The organism is Alkaliphilus oremlandii OhILAs, assembly GCF_000018325.1.
In the GTDB taxonomy this organism is placed as follows: Bacteria; Bacillota; Clostridia; order Peptostreptococcales; family Natronincolaceae; genus Alkaliphilus_B; species Alkaliphilus_B oremlandii.
In genome coordinates this window covers 1498101-1514922 of record NC_009922.1, presented here as the reverse complement: position 1 = coordinate 1514922, position 16822 = coordinate 1498101, and the positions used below count along the sequence as shown (strand labels likewise).

17 protein-coding genes are annotated in these 16822 nt (G+C 35.3%); all 17 read right to left on the bottom strand.

Annotation, left to right across the window (positions count from 1 at the left end):
* Window positions 1-420 precede the first annotated feature (420 nt).
* A complete protein-coding gene (spoIVA, locus tag CLOS_RS07230) occupies window positions 421-1899 on the bottom strand; it encodes a stage IV sporulation protein A (RefSeq protein WP_012159258.1) in 1479 nt (492 codons plus the stop codon).
* 210 nt (window positions 1900-2109) lie between these two features.
* Entirely contained in the window at window positions 2110-3141 is a 1032-nt protein-coding gene (locus CLOS_RS07225; protein ID WP_012159257.1) for an NAD(P)H-dependent glycerol-3-phosphate dehydrogenase, read from the bottom strand.
* Between the two features lie 13 nt (window positions 3142-3154).
* Window positions 3155-3748, bottom strand: coding sequence for a glycerol-3-phosphate 1-O-acyltransferase PlsY (plsY, locus tag CLOS_RS07220; protein WP_012159256.1), 594 nt, complete (start codon window positions 3746-3748; stop codon window positions 3155-3157).
* Window positions 3749-3751: 3 nt separating this feature from the next.
* Window positions 3752-5074: a ribosome biogenesis GTPase Der gene (gene der, locus CLOS_RS07215; RefSeq protein ID WP_012159255.1), complete on the bottom strand. Its 1323-nt coding sequence runs from the start codon at window positions 5072-5074 to the stop codon at window positions 3752-3754.
* Window positions 5067-6425, bottom strand: coding sequence for a DUF512 domain-containing protein (locus CLOS_RS07210; protein ID WP_012159254.1), 1359 nt, complete (start codon window positions 6423-6425; stop codon window positions 5067-5069). Before CLOS_RS07210 ends, der begins: the two co-directional genes overlap by 8 nt.
* Before the next feature lie 122 nt (window positions 6426-6547).
* Window positions 6548-7003: a DUF3189 family protein gene (locus CLOS_RS07205; RefSeq protein ID WP_012159253.1), complete on the bottom strand. Its 456-nt coding sequence runs from the start codon at window positions 7001-7003 to the stop codon at window positions 6548-6550.
* Between the two features lie 27 nt (window positions 7004-7030).
* Entirely contained in the window at window positions 7031-7297 is a 267-nt protein-coding gene (locus tag CLOS_RS15890; protein WP_012159252.1) for a DUF3189 family protein, read from the bottom strand.
* A gap of 37 nt (window positions 7298-7334) precedes the next feature.
* Window positions 7335-8537, bottom strand: a complete 1203-nt coding sequence (spoIIP, locus tag CLOS_RS07195; protein WP_012159251.1) for a stage II sporulation protein P — start codon at window positions 8535-8537, stop codon at window positions 7335-7337.
* Entirely contained in the window at window positions 8524-9249 is a 726-nt protein-coding gene (locus tag CLOS_RS07190; RefSeq protein WP_012159250.1) for a DUF1614 domain-containing protein, read from the bottom strand. The genes spoIIP and CLOS_RS07190 overlap by 14 nt, the downstream gene beginning before the upstream one ends.
* A gap of 187 nt (window positions 9250-9436) precedes the next feature.
* Window positions 9437-11200, bottom strand: a complete 1764-nt coding sequence (gene pnpS, locus CLOS_RS07185) for a two-component system histidine kinase PnpS (protein ID WP_012159249.1) — start codon at window positions 11198-11200, stop codon at window positions 9437-9439.
* Window positions 11201-11209: 9 nt separating this feature from the next.
* Window positions 11210-11923, bottom strand: coding sequence for a response regulator (locus CLOS_RS07180; RefSeq protein ID WP_012159248.1), 714 nt, complete (start codon window positions 11921-11923; stop codon window positions 11210-11212).
* Window positions 11924-11937: 14 nt separating this feature from the next.
* Window positions 11938-12750, bottom strand: coding sequence for a peptidoglycan editing factor PgeF (gene pgeF / locus CLOS_RS07175; RefSeq protein WP_012159247.1), 813 nt, complete (start codon window positions 12748-12750; stop codon window positions 11938-11940).
* Between the two features lie 51 nt (window positions 12751-12801).
* Window positions 12802-13266, bottom strand: coding sequence for a transcriptional regulator NrdR (gene nrdR, locus CLOS_RS07170; protein ID WP_012159246.1), 465 nt, complete (start codon window positions 13264-13266; stop codon window positions 12802-12804).
* Between the two features lie 131 nt (window positions 13267-13397).
* Window positions 13398-13721, bottom strand: a complete 324-nt coding sequence (locus CLOS_RS07165; RefSeq protein ID WP_012159245.1) for a YlmC/YmxH family sporulation protein — start codon at window positions 13719-13721, stop codon at window positions 13398-13400.
* A gap of 258 nt (window positions 13722-13979) precedes the next feature.
* Window positions 13980-14753 carry an RNA polymerase sporulation sigma factor SigG gene (gene sigG, locus CLOS_RS07160; RefSeq protein WP_012159244.1) on the bottom strand — a complete coding sequence of 258 codons (774 nt, stop codon included), beginning with the start codon at window positions 14751-14753 and terminating at the stop codon, window positions 13980-13982.
* A 196-nt stretch (window positions 14754-14949) separates the two neighbouring features.
* Window positions 14950-15675, bottom strand: coding sequence for an RNA polymerase sporulation sigma factor SigE (gene sigE / locus CLOS_RS07155; RefSeq protein WP_049753892.1), 726 nt, complete (start codon window positions 15673-15675; stop codon window positions 14950-14952).
* Between the two features lie 55 nt (window positions 15676-15730).
* On the bottom strand, window positions 15731-16621 hold the full coding sequence (spoIIGA, locus tag CLOS_RS07150; RefSeq protein ID WP_012159242.1) for a sigma-E processing peptidase SpoIIGA: 891 nt from the start codon (window positions 16619-16621) through the stop codon (window positions 15731-15733).
* Window positions 16622-16822: the final 201 nt, after the last annotated feature.

Genomic DNA, 16822 nt, shown 5'->3' with positions numbered 1-16822 from the left:
CATGCATTAATATTTATCATTGAAATAGTATTATATCAATACTTTAAGGGAATTACAAATTTTTTTGAAATATATGTAAATTTTCATGATTATATAGAAAATGCCCTTAGATAATTATCATCTAAAGGCATTTTGTTTCTATCTATTAATGATTATGATTCTTCCATTTTGTCAGATACTCTCTTAGTTCTTTTACAGTTCCTATAAATACTATTGATTTCATGGATAATCCTCCCGTCAAACGTATGTTCTTAATGTAATTATAACCGAACGCACGTTTGTTGTAAAGTATAAATTACAATTTTTCAAAAACTTTTCTTATAACGAATCGGATCTACCTACAATCTCTTTCCAAAGAAGAACTTTACCATAAATGAGCTTCAAAAAGTTTTCGTTATGAAGCTTCTATAGCAGCCTTTTTTATAGAATGATCGCGATTAACCCTCCGCTTCCATCATTGACGATCTTCTGAATGGTTTTTTGAAGCTTCACTCTCGTATCATCGGGAACCATGAATAATTTATTCTGTAATTGTTCCTTCACCAAATCGTGCAATGATTTTCCAAACATATTGGTTTCCCAAATTTTCTCAGGGTTTTGCTCAAACTCTTCTAATAAATATTTGATTAATTCCTCACTCTGTTTCTCTGTGCCAACGACAGGCGATACCTCGGTTGTAATATCCGCACGAATAAAATGAAGAGAAGGTGCATTTGCTCTAAGTTTTACACCAAATTGGTTGCCATGTCGGAACATCTCTGGCTCTTCCAGTGTGAGTTCATCTAAGGAAGGAGGAACCAATCCATATCCAATCGTCATTACATCATTGAGAGCTCTCTCTATTCGGTCATATTCCCTCTTCGCTTTTGCAAGTTCTGTAATCATTCCGATGAGCTGATAATCCCCATCAATTTCATATCCCGTTTTTTCCTGTATCACTGTATAGAATAAATTTTCAGGCGTAGTAAGATCTATGAGTGCAGACCCTTCCCCCATTTTAATACCATCTAAATTTGCTTTTTTTACATTCTCTACTTCATTCAATCCATTGACTAATAGTTGAATGTCCCTAAGTCTTTTGACATTTGCAGCAGAAGACTTTATAGCAGTTAGTATTGAATTTTTTAACCAATGGCTTGATTCTATACTCTCCAACCATCCTGGTAAATTGATATTGATCTCTGTCACTGGGAATTCAAACAACACATTTTCTAAGATCTCATGAATATCATTCATTGTGAGTTTGGCACAGTTTTTAATGACTACAGGAACGTTATGCTTTGCTTCCAATTGATCCTTTAGTTCCCTTGTAGCTGGACTATCCGTATTTTGAGTATTTAAGATCATGATAAAAGGCTTGTTGATTTCTTTCAATTCTTTAATTACTCTTTCTTCTGCCTCAATATAGCTTTCACGTTCAATATCCGTAACCGTTCCATCTGTAGTCACAACCAGTCCTATGGTGGAATGTTCTTGAATTACTTTTTTCGTTCCAATTTCTGCTGCTTCTTCGAATGGGATTTGCTTTTCGAACCAAGGTGTATTGACCATCCTAGATTTCCCTTCTTCTTGATGACCAATCGCTCCCTTAACCAAATACCCAACACAATCAATCATTCTCAACCTAAAGCTTGCATTATCCTTTAAGGTAAGCTCTACCGCCTCATTTGGTACGAATTTAGGTTCCGTTGTAGTGATTGTTTTTCCTGTTCCACTCTGTGGGAGTTCATCCTTTGCTCTTTCTTTCTTATAGGCATTTTCTATATTTGGTAATACCAATAAGTCCATAATACGTTTTATCAAAGTGGATTTTCCTGTTCGAACAGGACCTACTACGCCTATATAGATATCTCCCTGGGTACGTTTCGCAATATCCCTGTAAATATCGTATCTTTCCATACCTTCCCTCCTCATTATATGAATAAAATAACTGCTCTTAGCTTTAACATTATAAATATATGCTTGGATACTAATAATATGACTTTTGCCTTCACTTTATTCCTTGATTATTTTATATGGATGGCATTCAATGAAGAAAATTGCCCCAAAAAGAACCTTAGCCTATAGAAAAAGGAAGGATTCTAAATCAATCCTTCCTCTTTCTATAGGCTACCATTTTAAATTTGAATTACTTACGACCTCTTCAATCTCATGGGTACGATTTCTGGTCATTAAATTATGTACTGCATTCTTAGCGCTACCACCATTATAAATAACATCATATATCTCCTGTGTAATTGGCATTTCAATCCCATACTTCTGCGCCAGCTCATAGGCAACTTTCGTCGTAGCTATGCCTTCAACAACCATACCAATCTCCTTTAAGGTTTCTTCTAAAGTATGTCCTTGCCCAATTAGAATTCCAGCCCTTCGATTCCTACTATGCATGCTAGTACAGGTTACAATTAAATCTCCAATGCCCGAAAGTCCTGCAAAGGTAGAGATATCCGCCCCCATAACATTACCAAGTCTTGCAATTTCGCTAATCCCTCTAGTGATTAAAGCTGCCTTGGCATTATCACCGTATCCTAATCCATCAACGATTCCAGCACCGAAAGCAATGACATTTTTTAATGAACCGCCAAGCTCCACACCAATAACATCTGGGTTGGTGTACACTCTAAAAGTAGATGTTATGAATAAATCTTGAACAAATTCTGCAATTTCTTTACTTTTTGAAGCTACAACAACTGTAGTTGGCATATTGTTAGACACTTCCTCCGCATGGGAAGGGCCAGATAATACAACGAATGGATTTTCTGGTAATTCTTCTGCCACAACTTCCGAAATTCTTAAATGGGTTTCCTTTTCTAATCCCTTGGCAGCATTGATGATGACTTCATGCCCCTTTAAGTAGGGTTTTATTTTTTTAAGGATTCCTCTCACAGCTTGAGAGGAGACGGATATTAATATGGCGTCGGAATCGACCATGGCTTTTTCCAAATCCAAATACATATTTAGATTCTTAGGTAAGTCTATACCGGGTAAATATTTTTGGCTTCTACCCGTATTTGTCATTTCTTTATATTGTTCTTCATTTCTCATCCATAGATTAACGTGATGTCCTTTACTGCACAATACTATACTTAACGCAGTGCCCCAGCTACCTGCACCTAAAACAGCAATCTTTGAATGTTCCATATTAAACTCTCCTTCATATTTCCTTTGATGCTTTTCCAATTTTTCTTTCAGTACCAGCTAAAAGTCTTTTAATATTCTCTCGATGTCGATAGAGGGCCATTAAAGCTAGAATGAGTCCAAATAAAAAGTGTTGCAATCCATAACCGATCAAAGCGAAAGGTAAAAGACTGATAGCAGAAATAGAAGCTAAGGAAACGTATTTAAATTTATATAATACAAGAATACCAAAAGATACACAGATCAATGCAATGATGGGCTTTATAGCCAATATTACACCAATGGTCGTTGCAATACCTTTCCCTCCTTTAAACCCTAGAAGTATGGGCCAATTATGTCCAATTACTACAGCTACGGCACACAAGATTTCTAAGTCCTTACCGCCAAATTTGCTACCTAAATAGACGGCCAAAATTCCTTTGATTAGATCGCCTAGGAATGTAAGTGCTGCTGCTTTAACACCTAAGGTTCTTAGGACATTGGTAGAACCGGCATTACCGCTGCCATGCTCTCTGATGTCAATTTGGGCAAATATCTTTCCAACGAAATACGATGTTGAAAAATTCCCCAGAAAATAGGCAATTATAATTAAAATAATATTGCCCCCCATCGATTAATCCCTCCCTGTTTTCTCTCGTAAAATAAATCGTATCGGTGTTCCTTCAAAACCAAAGTTCTCTCGAATTTTATTTTCTAAGTATCTCAAGTAAGAGAAGTGCATTAGTTCTTTATCATTGATAAACAAGATGAAAGTCGGTGGTTTTACAGAAGCCTGCGTCGCGTAGAACACCTTCAATCGCTTACCTTTGTCAGATGGTGCCTGATTTAGCAATATGGCCTCTCCAATGACTTCATTCAATGCCCCAGTAGGAATTCTCATGGCATTTTGATTGGATACATGCTTTACTTCTTCTAATATTTTATTCATTCTTTGCCCAGTTAATGCTGATACGAATACAATCGGTGCGTAGCTGATATAAGTCAGCTCGTTTCGTATTTCTTTAATAAATTCATTCATCGTGTGATTATCCTTCTCGATGATATCCCACTTATTTACAACGATAACCATACCTTTTCCATTTTCATGACTATATCCTGCGATTTTTTTATCTTGCTCTGTAACACCTTCTGAAGCATCAATGACAAGAAGGCAGACATCAGACTTCTCTACGGCAGCAATAGCACGAACAATACTATATTTTTCTATACTTTCTGTTATACGGCTTTTTCTTCGAATACCTGCGGTATCAATCAATACATATCTGTCATCCCCATCGGTGAATGGCGTATCGATGGCATCCCTTGTAGTACCTGCAATATCACTAACAATAACTCTTTCTTCTCCTAATATTCGATTGATCAAAGAAGATTTACCCACATTAGGCTTACCGATCATCGCCACTTTAATAACGTCATCATCATATTGATTATAATCCTCTGGATTGAAATTTTTTACAACTTCATCCAATAGATCCCCAATGCCGAGACCTAAGGAAGCAGATATTTCAATCGGGTCCCCCATGCCCAACTCATAAAATTCATAAAAATGCTCAGACTGATGTCTCGTATCTACTTTGTTTAAAGTTACAATCACAGGTTTTTTTGTTTTTCTAAGAAGCTCTGCAACGTCTCGATCCACTGATGTGAGACCCTCTCTTCCGTCTACAACGAATATGATTACGTTGGCAGTTTCCATCGCCAATTCAGCTTGCCTTCTCATTTGAGCCGGTATGATCTCTTCAGATTCCGGTTCGATTCCCCCTGTATCAATCAGTGTAAATTGGTAATTCAGCCATTCAGCTTCTGCATAGATTCGATCACGGGTTACCCCCGGTTTATTTTCTACAATTGAAATTCTTTCTCCTGCAATTTTATTAAATAAAGTGGATTTCCCTACATTTGGTCGTCCTACAACTGCAACAATTGGTCTAGCCATTTACTTCACCCCTAATTTTATTATTTACTTTTAAATTTAACATCCTCCGAATAAATGTTTTACCCTCCACTTCGCAGATCTGAATATCTACGCCCAGGTCTTCTTCCAATCTTGTAACGGTATAATCGTCTAGAAAAACTTCTTCGCCAGATTTCATCATAGACTCTGGAATAAAGATTTTTTCTCCTAGTTCTTTACCCTTCAATGTATGATAGATATCTTGTCCAGTGGTTAATCCACTAACGGATACGTGCCCACCGAAAAACTTGTTCTCTACGCAAACAACATTGATTTTTAGATTTTTAATTTTCTTCATCAAATCTTGGCACATTTTAGTAATCAGCTGACATGCCGCAGTGCCTGTAACTACAGTGATAGATTTCGGCTGTTTTAATTGAATTGGTAGTTTTTTTAAGTATTGATCAAATTCGTGTTTAAACTTTGTAGCTAAGCCTACGCCGTTTTCTAGCTGGGGGAACCCTTCGTAATTGTCATATGGTGGAAAATCCCGATGAGCTAGAACATAGAATTCATCTGAAACATGGACAAGATTTCGTCCAATTGTGGACTGAAACTTTTTCTGCCACTTTTCCACTTGATCAATTGTATTCGCTGCGGTTTCCTTATGAAAAGGTTTCATATCATATAATCCTTCTCTATAAGCAGTTAACCCTACCGGTACAACAGCTACACTACCGATACTTGCACTGAGCTTTCCTAGATCTCTAATGGTATTGTCCAGTTCTTCTTTATCATTTAAATCTGGGCAGAGAACGATTTGACAATTCATTTGAATATGATTCTCCGCAAGTTTCTTTAATATTTCGAGAATATTCCCTGCGAATCGGTTATTCAACATCTTTTTTCTAAGCTCTCCGTTGGTTGTATGTACAGATATATTGATTGGGCTGATTCTATACTGAACAATCTTATTGATATCCTCTTCACTCATATTGGTTAAAGTAATATAGTTTCCTTGTAAAAAAGATAGTCTAGAGTCATCATCTTTGAAATAAAGGCTCTGTCTCATATTTGGAGGTAATTGATCAATAAAACAAAAAACACATTTGTTTCTACAACTCTTCGCTTGATCAATAATTGGGTTTTCAAACTCTATACCCAAGTCTTCATCGTATTCCTTGTCAATTTCTATAATCCAGTTTTCTCCATCCACTTTTAGTATCTCTACTTCTAAATACTCTTCCGTTAAAAAGTATCTATATTCAATAATATCTTCTATTTCATGCCCGTTTATTTTAAGCAGTTCATCTCCCACTTCGATGCCCACTTCTTCTGCAATGCTCCCACTGTATACTTTACTGATTATATTTTTTATACAAGCTTCTTTCAATGTTACACCTACTTTTACTTAGTTTTAATACTAGGTACTAATATTATACCATAATATTTTCTATACATCAAATAATACTATCATTTTGTTGTAATATGCGTCAAGTATTACGAACCTTTTATTTAATATCTTCTTTTTACATCACGGACTAAATCAATAAAAAGAGGATAATTTTTTTGAATCCCTTTTACGGTTAGGGGCCTTCCCATTCCGATCAATCCTAATCTACGGGAAAGAAATCCACCCAATCGAATCGTAAAATTTAATAAGGGAATTACATTGACGATTCTAATATCCCCAGTGGCACTATTACATAGGCTATAAGTAAAATTGTAGGCGATCTCTGTGTATTCTCTTCGGTAAGGACCCATTCCAACTATGTAAATATCTCGTAGTTTTTCGTCCGTCCCCACGTATAGCGGTGTTCCGATATATTCCTTTGGAGATTGATCATAGTATGGAACACTGAGGATCTCCTCGTCTCTCGGAATTCTATCCATTGGTAAATATCCCATGTGAATTGCAGATGCCACAACTGAAGAATGAGCACCACCATAGCAGCTATATATTATTTTCATGAATGCCCTCTTTCTTACTCTTATATTTTAGTTTAAATCAATTATTTTAATATTTTGATGATACAAGGCAGCAAATCCATGTAATAGATTTGTTAAAATTAGACCCTTTCTTTCGCTATATAGTAAATACACCTCATTGAAATCTTCGTCCATCCCTAAATAAAAAAAATAGCCTTCTTTTCGATAGCTTTCTCTCACATAGTCAAGATTCTTCGGTGCATTTAGCTTTAAATGTGCATATGCAGCCATAATAGCTGCATATGCGTTCCTTCTATATAAATATATGATTTTCATGGGATCCTTCTCTCCAGATACTTTTACTTTTTTAAAATCATCTTTTGTTTTTCTTTCTTCCCAAGAAATTCGCAAATTCCTGTTTAAAGTTGGACATTTTAGATTTCCATTCTCTACCACCGCTGCTTAAAAACATAAATCCAATTCCGCCAAGGACAACCACAATTAATACGGCCATAATACCAGTCCCAGAGCCGGTATTACTTTTGCTGATGGACTGAGCTTTATTAACAGTTCCTGTTCCTGTAGGCTTGTTCCCTTCTACTTTATTGACACCTGCATTGTTTTCTTCTTTAAAGGTTCCACCAAATAAAGCTGTGGTAATTATTTCAGAAATATATCCAGCAGATTTCTCTGCTCTTTCTCTCGTATGCAAATATGTTCCCATCTCTAAAAGCATTGCTCTCGGTGTCAAGTCTTGATTGTAATCTCCTTTTGCGTAAAATACATCCTTTATTAAGCCTGGATGCATTTCATCAGCTACTGCTTTTACTTTCATGGCCATTTCTTCATTTGCTTTAAAATTCTGGTTCCTTCGACCAACAACTAGTCTTACTTTAGAAGCTGGATTTCCATCGATATCTACAAGATACTGTTCTGCAGGAATAGCATCCCTATGAACATCAATCATAGCGGTTGGCTGTTGTTCTCTAATTAATTGCAGAGCAGTTCTTCGAGATCTTTTATAGGCTCCCGCATCATGAGGATCATGAGAGGTGTTGTCTAATATAGCATTTACACCATTGCTTTCAAATCCTTGCTTCAATTTTTCTGCTACTTTAAATATTCCACCATTGTCTGCAATGCTTTCACTACCATCTGTCGGCACATAAGACTCTGAACTGTGGGTTGCGTATATTCCTACTTTCCTATCTTCCTTCCCGCTATTCCCTGCCTGTGCCAATAGAGAATCTATGGAAAAACCTTCCGATAATCCTTGTTTTATGCTGGTTAACATTTCTTTATCTACTTTCGGTAGAACTACATCTTCCATAAATTCTGCATAAGCGGTATTATTCTTCTTATTGACCTTGGTCACCTTATACATTTTATTGTCACCACTTAAATACTGATCGCCTTTGTTGACGATCCTAGCGGTTTCAAATATTACCTTATTCGTATTAGAATCATACACCTTATAATATCCTCCATTTTTATCATACCAATCATCGGCAGATACAAATTGGGTCATCACCATGAGTATTATCAATAGAAAAAATAAAAATCTATTTTTTGTCATCTTTATCACCTCTGGTTTTATATAATTCATTTTTATTTTTCTTGTTATTTTCACCTAATGAACTGACAAAGTGCCCTTTATCAAAGTGTAATCTTTTCTTTGCTGTTCCTCCTTGAAGCCTTTCTCTAGTCTCTCCTACGATTTCTGCAATCAATACGGCCAATACTCCTGTCATAAATGTTGTGTCCACTCCGCCAGCACCTCCAAATCTGGTAGGTGCAGCAATGTTATTCATATTATTTATAATCAACTGTATTAAGTCACTGATTACAATGCCTACCACTCCGGCAATGAACGCACCACGTCTAGATCTTCCCAGAATATAGGCGATCATACCACCGATCAGAGGGTATACATAGTTGGGATCGATGTACATTGCCTCTGGGTCACTGGGCAGAACGTATCGTTGTACGAGGTATACCACAGCTCCTGTAACTAAAGCACCAATAATAGAACGTATTTTTTCCTTCCCCGTTTCTGCCTTTACAAATAAGTATATGGCTAAGGCCATGGGGATAATAAAGCCCCCAACATTAAAAGATACCTTATCTGTGATATTGATATCAGGTATAAATATTGTTGAAATAACAATGGCTATGAGTATGGCAAGAGCTGCCTTATCGCTGAGCCGCAATCGATCTAGGACTCTATGACCCAATCCCATTAAAATCAGTACAGTTATCACTACTAATAAAATCATGCCTCCAGACATGTCAATTCCTCCTTGAGAAAATAATTAAATTTTCTTGTGTTTTCTTATATTTTTAGTGTGCATCTAACTATTTCAGTTATTTTATATTTCCCTTCCAAGAATTAAACTATACTAAAAGGTGTAATTTTCGTCACAAAAAAAGATGCCTCATTTAAGAGCATCTTATCTGTATAATAAATTCGATCTTCTAACTGCTTGTAATTGGTATTGTTACAATAAATTCTGTACCATTTCCTTCTTCACTGTCCACGTTGATTTTTCCATTAAATGATAAAACGATGTATTTCACAATGGCTAATCCTAATCCAGTGCCACCAACTTTCCTGCTTCGAGCTTTATCTACTCGATAAAACCTTTCAAACAATCTTGGTAGGTCTTTTTTAGGGATTCCAATTCCAGTGTCCTTCACGTGAAGAACGATATTGTTATCTTTTGTATAAGCAGTTAATTCAACCTTCCCGCCAATGGGCGTATATTTAATTGAATTGTCCAGCAGATTGATCACAATTTGCTTAAACCAATCTCTATTGCCGTATATACTGGGTAAGGCTGAATCAATATCTGTAAACAACTCTATTTCCTTCGAGTCTGCAAGAGGTATAATAAAATCTACAACTTCCATTAAAGTATCACTTGGGAAAATTTCATTGACTATAAATTTAGTTTCCATACTTTCGATTTCTGAAAGGGTTAGGATATCATTAATTAACCTCTTTAACCGATCTGTCTCAATCTCTATAATATCAAGAAAACGCATTGCCACATCTCGATCTTCGACCGCACCGCTTTTTAATGTTTCAACAAAACCATTGATTGAAGTCAACGGGGTTTTTAGCTCATGAGAAACATTTGTAACGAAATCTGATCTCATTTTCTCTAGCCTTCTAATCTCTGTAACATCTTCCATAATTGCTACAATTCCCATGATTCTAGTTGGATCATGCTCCAAGTGAATTGGGTTTGCATTGATGCTCAGTATCTTTTTTGCTGGTCTTTTAATACTGATTTCAAAATTTGCCTCCTCTGTGGTAAAAACTTTAATCAGTTGTCTATCCAAATAATTTTCTTCTATAATTTGAATAACATCCCTGCCAAGAGCATCTTTTGCATCGATCTTAAAGAGTTTTTCTGCAGATTGATTGAATAGTATAATATGCCGATTGGTATCAATGGCGATAATTGGATTTACCATACTGGTTAATAAGGCTTTAAATTTCGTATTACTATCAGATAACTGAAGGATGGTGCTCTCAAGATGATCGGCCATATGATTAAAGTTAACGGCTAATTCCCCAATTTCATCATCCGATTGGATTTTAACCCTCCGCTCAAAGTTGCCACTGGAAATTTTCATGGACGCCTCTATGATCTGCTTGATTGGGTCCATCAATCTTCCGATGAATCGATATCCCAATAATAGTGCAGAGAATAAACTGACTAAGATCGAAAATCCGATATAGTAAATTAAGCGGTGATGCATATGCTTTATTTTTTCCAGACCAATGGATAGCCTAATAACAAATAACGCTCCTTGCTCCGTCTCCACAGGAACAGCCACATAGAGCATTTCTTTGTGAGTGGTATCACTATACCGAATGGTTTTTCCAATTCTCCCACTAAATCCTTCTACTATTTCTGGTCGGTCTTTATGATTTTCTCTAGGCAAATCATGGCCTAATGTATCCCCTAAAACCTCCCCTGATTCATCGATAATCGTAATTCTAGACTCTATTTTCTCCCCTAGTTCTTTAGAGAGTCTTTGTATTTCTAAAGAATTATGAATCTTTCCATCTTCGATAAGGATGCTTTCAATTAATTGTGCATTTGAAATTAATCGTTCCTCCAGCTCTCTAGTATAGTTGTCTGTTATGAGACTCAACGAAAGGAATCCTGTTAGTAGTGTACTTACAAATAGGATTAATGTAAAAACAGCAAATATTCTTTTCTGCATAACCTTCACCTACTTCATCTTATATCCGATCCCTCTGATGGTCTCAATATATTCATTGGACTTATCATCCCCGATCTTTCTACGGAGATGGCGAATATGAACGTCTACCGTTCTTGTTTCACCAAAGTACTCATATCCCCAGATTTCATCCAATAATAAGTTTCTAGACAATACCTTTCCTCTGTTTTCCGATAACATTTTTAATAATTCAAATTCTTTCAGGGTCAGTTCCACATAAACACCATCAATGGATACCGTATGCTCTTCAACATCAATGATTAAATCCTTTACCACAATGCTCTTTTCTTTATTCTCATATCTACTACTATCTTGCTTGCTTTCACTTCTTCTTAATACAGCTCTTATTCTAGCAATCAACTCTCTAACACTGAAGGGTTTCGTTATATAATCGTCTGCACCCAGCTCCAGCCCTAAAACTCTATCAGTTTCCTCACTTTTAGCAGTTAGCATAATAATTGGTAGGTTTTCGTATTCATCCATTCGATTGAGTTTTTTACAGATTTGAATGCCATCCATACCAGGTAGCATCAAATCTAAAACTACTAAATCCACCTTATTATTCTGTATCATAGGAATACATTCATCACCATTTTCACATAAGAGAACATCATACCCCTCTTTTTCTAGATTAAATCTTATTAACTCTAGAATATGCTCTTCATCATCAACAACCAGTATTGTTTTATTTTGTTTTGGATTCATTATAACACCTCACCTTATATTAATTGGATGATCGCGCCCATTCTTCCGGTCACTCCATTTTCTTTCCTATAGGAATAGAATAAGTCCGAATGACAGCTTGTACATAAATTTGAGTTCCTTATATTCTCATCTCGTAAACCGGCTTCTAAAAGAACGATTTTGTTTGCAGTCCATAAATCTAGCATATATTTTCCATCTTTTTTTGGCGTTGTAAAGGAAGACACACTCCCAAATGAGCTTTCAAACTCATTGATAACAAATTGATCTACTTCGTAGCAACACTTTTTAATCGATGGGCCGATTAGGGCGACAATATCCTTTGGATCTGAGCCATAATGGCATACCATCATCTCCACTGTTTTTTTGCCGATCTTTAACCTCGTTCCCTTCCAGCCAGCATGACTAAGACCAACTACTTTTTTTGCAATGTCTACAAAGTATATGGGTACGCAGTCTGCAAATATCGTCAATAAAGGAATACCCGGAATATTGGTGATTAAACCATCCACACCATGGTAGTCTCTTTCTTTAAAGAATCCCTTTCCTTTATCTTCTTCAAGGACTATTTTTATGATATCGCCATGGACTTGGTCTGACACTACTAAATTTTCATAGTTTAGTCCAACAGCTGCTGTAAACATCTGAATATTTTGTTCCACATCTTCTATACTGTCTCCCGTCTTTACACCGAGATTTAAAGAATTGTAGACACCTTGGCTAACACCGCCAATCCGCGTACTAAATCCATGACGAATAAAAGGGATATTCTCTAAGGCGTCAAAGGTTATGAATTGAATCTGACCACTATTTTCTATGGTATACGTCATACTCTTACCTCCTGAATATTAGAAAAGAGCAAGTTCCATACCTGCTCTTTATTATAAACTAGGTTTTTCACTTAAAATCTTCTTTACCTCATCCATAAAAGTATTAATGTCTTTGAATTCTCTATATACAGAAGCAAACCTTACGTAAGCAACGCCATCTAAATCTTTAATCTTATCAATTACTAAATTTCCAATCAACTCTGTCGTGATTTCTCGCTCCATTGTGTTATGAATCTGTTTCTCTATACCATCTACCAAGTTTTCAATATCTTTCATGGATACAGGTCTTTTTTCACAGGACCGAATCACACCATTTAGAATCTTATTTCGATTATAAGGTTCTCTATTTCCATTTTTTTTAACCACAATCAATGGTATCTCATCAATTTTTTCGTAAGTAGTAAATCGTTTAGAGCATGAAATACATTCTCTTCTTCTACGTATAGCTTGTCCTTCATCCGTTGGTCTAGAGTCGATTACTTTGGAATCATTGTGAGAACAAAAGGGGCAATTCATGGCAATTCCTCCCTCCACATGCCACATATTATAATTTATTGAATAAATTTTCTACAAATCTATCTATATTATAATATACTCTAATTTAGATGTCTAATTTTTTTGAAACTTTTTTCCATGTTAAATTCATGTTAAATCGTATCAGAGGAAATTTTAGGTTTTTCCTTCGGTGTATAACTTACTTCTTCCTCTCTATTGGAATAAACAGCAGGTTCTACTGTGTCTCTTATCTCCACTAGAATCACATCTTCCCCAATTTTCTTTATTTGGCTCCATTTAATCTCATATTCTAGCTCTTTACTGAATATCCCTCCCATTCTACCCCCATCAGGAATTATGACGGCATTAATTCGTCCCTTATGTAAATCTACCTCTAAATCAGTAATCAATCCAATTCTTCTACCATCTGTTATATTTACAACCTCTTTTTCTGTTAAATCCGATGCTTTTATCAATGGTCCCCCTCCTAAGTACATTTTATATAACTTGTTTATTTATATTTATATATGTTCTCCTTAAATTATGCCTTTTAGGTGTTAATTTTTTATATCTAGATAGATCGGTGCTGTTATTAGAAAAAATACAACTCGTTATGGTTTCATGTATAAAATAAAATTTGTTCATTTAGACTCACAAGCTTTATGGCGCACTCAACTTTAAACACTGCGTAAAGTTTCAAGTGCTTAAAGTTAAAAATCCCTCTTTCAGAGGGATTAAATATACTTTCGCATATGTTTTAATGCTGTTTTTTCTAGCCTAGAGACCTGCGCTTGAGATATGCCGATTTCATCTGCAACCTCCATCTGCGTTCTTCCTTCAAAAAATCGCAATGAAAGGATATGTTTTTCTCGAGAATTTAGCTTTCTCATAGCCTCTCTCAAGGCAATACCATCAATCCAGCATTCATCTTCACTTTTTTCGTCACAGACTTGATCCATAACGAAGATAGCATCGCCACTATCCTGATAGATCGGCTCGAACAGGGAGACGGGATCTTGTATTGCATCTAGAGCAAATACAACATCTTCCCTTGGAAGATTTAACTCTTCAGCAATTTGAGCAATCGTTGGCTCTTTAGAGTTTTTATTGATCAGCTGTTCTCTTACCTGAAGGGCTTTATAGGCTGTATCTCTTAGAGATCTGCTGACTCTAATTGAATTATTGTCCCTTAAATACCTTCTGATTTCCCCAATGATCATTGGAACAGCATAAGTTGAAAAACGCACATTGTGACTGAGATCAAAATTATCAATAGCCTTTATAAGACCAATACATCCCACTTGAAATAGGTCATCCACATGTTCCCCGCGATTGTTGAATCTTTGAATCACGCTCAATACCAATCTCAAGTTTCCTTGTATAAATTCTTCTCTAGCGCTATTATCCCCTTTGTGAATTCTATCGAATAGAACTCGCATTTGACTATTTTTCAACACTGGTAATTCTGATGTATTTACTCCGCAGATTTCAACTTTATTAATATGCATTGTTTTTCAGCCCTTTCACTATGAATTACCCCTTTAGTATTTAGATTATTGACTCTTTGGCTGAAATTATACTTTTTTATGGTAGCTATTTTATAACAAATAGGAAAGTTCTACTTATAATAGATTTCAAAAAAGAACCTTACTGCAAATGCGTTTCAAGAAAAGCTTCCCTATAGAGTTTCTATAGAAGTTTTTTTTATACCAATCTGTTGATTTCTTTTTGTAATCTTGTAATGATTCGCTTTTCTAACCTTGAGATATAGGATTGAGAAATCCCTAAAATATCTGCAACTTCCTTCTGTGTTTTTTCTTGTCCAGTATTGAGACCAAACCTTAATTCCATGATTTTCTTTTCTCTCTTACTTAATTTCTCTAGGGCTATTTTTAATAAATCTCTGTCCACTTCTTCTTCTAAAAATTTATGGATGACATCATTCTCTGTTCCCAGTATATCCGAAAGTAACAGTTCGTTTCCGTCCCAATCGATATTCAACGGTTCATCAAATGAAACCTCCATCTTTACTTTGCTATTTCTTCTTAAATACATTAAGATTTCATTTTCAATACATCGGGATGCATAGGTGGCCAGTTTGATATTCTTTTCTGGATTAAAGGTATTTACTGCTTTTATTAAACCGATGGTCCCAATGGATATGAGGTCTTCGATTCCAATTCCTGTATTTTCAAATTTTCTAGCAATATAAACGACCAATCTTAAATTTCTCTCTATTAAAATCGTTCGAACTGTACTTTCATCACTTTTCAGCTTTGATATTAAAAGATTTTCCTCATCATTACTTAAAGGCGGTGGCAAAGCCTCGCTGCCTCCTATATAATAAATGCTTTCTGCATGGTATCGCTTCAACTTCTTTAAAATTTTAACCCAATAGTACCGACATAACAATCTAAACTTTACTACAATTCTTTTCACTTAAGTTACCCCCGTTTCAATTTTGTATTCACCTTAAGATATTTGCTTAAATAATATCTGGATGCAATAAAGCTGCATAATCTCCATATTTTGAAAGCTTTTTATTGTAAATTGCCACGATAATATCCTGAATATCTTTATGATATTGTTCATTATAGATGAGGACATTATCTGGTTTAAATCCAATCAACATGCCATTTTCCGTACCCAAAGCTTGGTATGGAATGATTCTAAGTCTGGTTATCCAGTGATTTTCATTGATGTTTTCAAAAATTTTATCCATACTAAATAAATGATTGTTTGTAAAAATTTCTTTGACTTCCTTCGGGAAAATTTCCTCTATTTTATTGTACTCCACAATGATCACTGGATACTTGCTAATGGGATCCGTTAAGGAGTTTCCCGTATCCACCAATCCCTTTAGAATTATTTTTTCTTTATTGATGTCAATACAGATATCCATTACGATTTTTTCCTTAGAAGATTGTCTTTGTATGTATTCCCAGCAAAATTTAATCAATATATATCCTACGCCACAGGAAATAAATATATTTTTCACCGTAATACTTGATGTGTAAAATATTCCGTTACTGACAATCCCATTAAAACTAGTAAAATAAAACAATGCAAATCCCGCGCCTCCAAAGATTAAGGTGATTAAATAAAATATACCGATTAATCTAAAAAAATCCTTAAATTTATACGGTGTAAATGCAACGATGATGATGATCATGGAACAAGCTAGCTTCATCAATACTGAAAATAAAAAGTGCAGGGATGGAAAAAATATAACGAATGCATAGAGAGCACCAAATGCGGCACCTAAAATCAACTTGATCTGTTTATTATGGTATTTAGCAAACTTCCCAGTGAGAGATAGTATGATATAATTCATAATAAAATTTTCTAAAAATACATATTCTGCATATACAATCATTCATTCACCTCTAAACATAATTGATTTAATATAGAAGTATTCAATTTTTTTCTCTTTATGTATATTATATAGGATTGTATCTTATTTTTTTGTCATTAACTGTAGTCGAAAAAATACTTTATATGAACCTTAAGGTTGGAAAGTGTTCTATAAGTGAAAAAAAAGAAGTTATCCTATAAATTATAAGATAACTTCTTTTTC

Excerpts from the sequence above, each read along its gene's own strand:
- CLOS_RS07190 (WP_012159250.1), bottom strand. The coding sequence starts at position 9,249 with ATGTCTGGAGGCATGATTTTATTAGTAGTGATAACTGTACTGATTTTA.
- spoIVA (WP_012159258.1), bottom strand. The coding sequence starts at position 1,899 with ATGGAAAGATACGATATTTACAGGGATATTGCGAAACGTACCCAGGGA.
- sigG (WP_012159244.1), bottom strand. The coding sequence starts at position 14,753 with ATGCATATTAATAAAGTTGAAATCTGCGGAGTAAATACATCAGAATTA.
- der (WP_012159255.1), bottom strand. The coding sequence starts at position 5,074 with ATGGCTAGACCAATTGTTGCAGTTGTAGGACGACCAAATGTAGGGAAA.
- spoIIP (WP_012159251.1), bottom strand. The coding sequence starts at position 8,537 with ATGACAAAAAATAGATTTTTATTTTTTCTATTGATAATACTCATGGTG.
- CLOS_RS07205 (WP_012159253.1), bottom strand. The coding sequence starts at position 7,003 with ATGAAAATAATATATAGCTGCTATGGTGGTGCTCATTCTTCAGTTGTG.
- CLOS_RS15890 (WP_012159252.1), bottom strand. The coding sequence starts at position 7,297 with ATGAAAATCATATATTTATATAGAAGGAACGCATATGCAGCTATTATG.
- pnpS (WP_012159249.1), bottom strand. The coding sequence starts at position 11,200 with ATGCAGAAAAGAATATTTGCTGTTTTTACATTAATCCTATTTGTAAGT.
- plsY (WP_012159256.1), bottom strand. The coding sequence starts at position 3,748 with ATGGGGGGCAATATTATTTTAATTATAATTGCCTATTTTCTGGGGAAT.
- CLOS_RS07180 (WP_012159248.1), bottom strand. The coding sequence starts at position 11,923 with ATGAATCCAAAACAAAATAAAACAATACTGGTTGTTGATGATGAAGAG.
- pgeF (WP_012159247.1), bottom strand. The coding sequence starts at position 12,750 with ATGACGTATACCATAGAAAATAGTGGTCAGATTCAATTCATAACCTTT.
- nrdR (WP_012159246.1), bottom strand. The coding sequence starts at position 13,266 with ATGAATTGCCCCTTTTGTTCTCACAATGATTCCAAAGTAATCGACTCT.
- spoIIGA (WP_012159242.1), bottom strand. The coding sequence starts at position 16,621 with ATGATTGTATATGCAGAATATGTATTTTTAGAAAATTTTATTATGAAT.
- CLOS_RS07225 (WP_012159257.1), bottom strand. The coding sequence starts at position 3,141 with ATGGAACATTCAAAGATTGCTGTTTTAGGTGCAGGTAGCTGGGGCACT.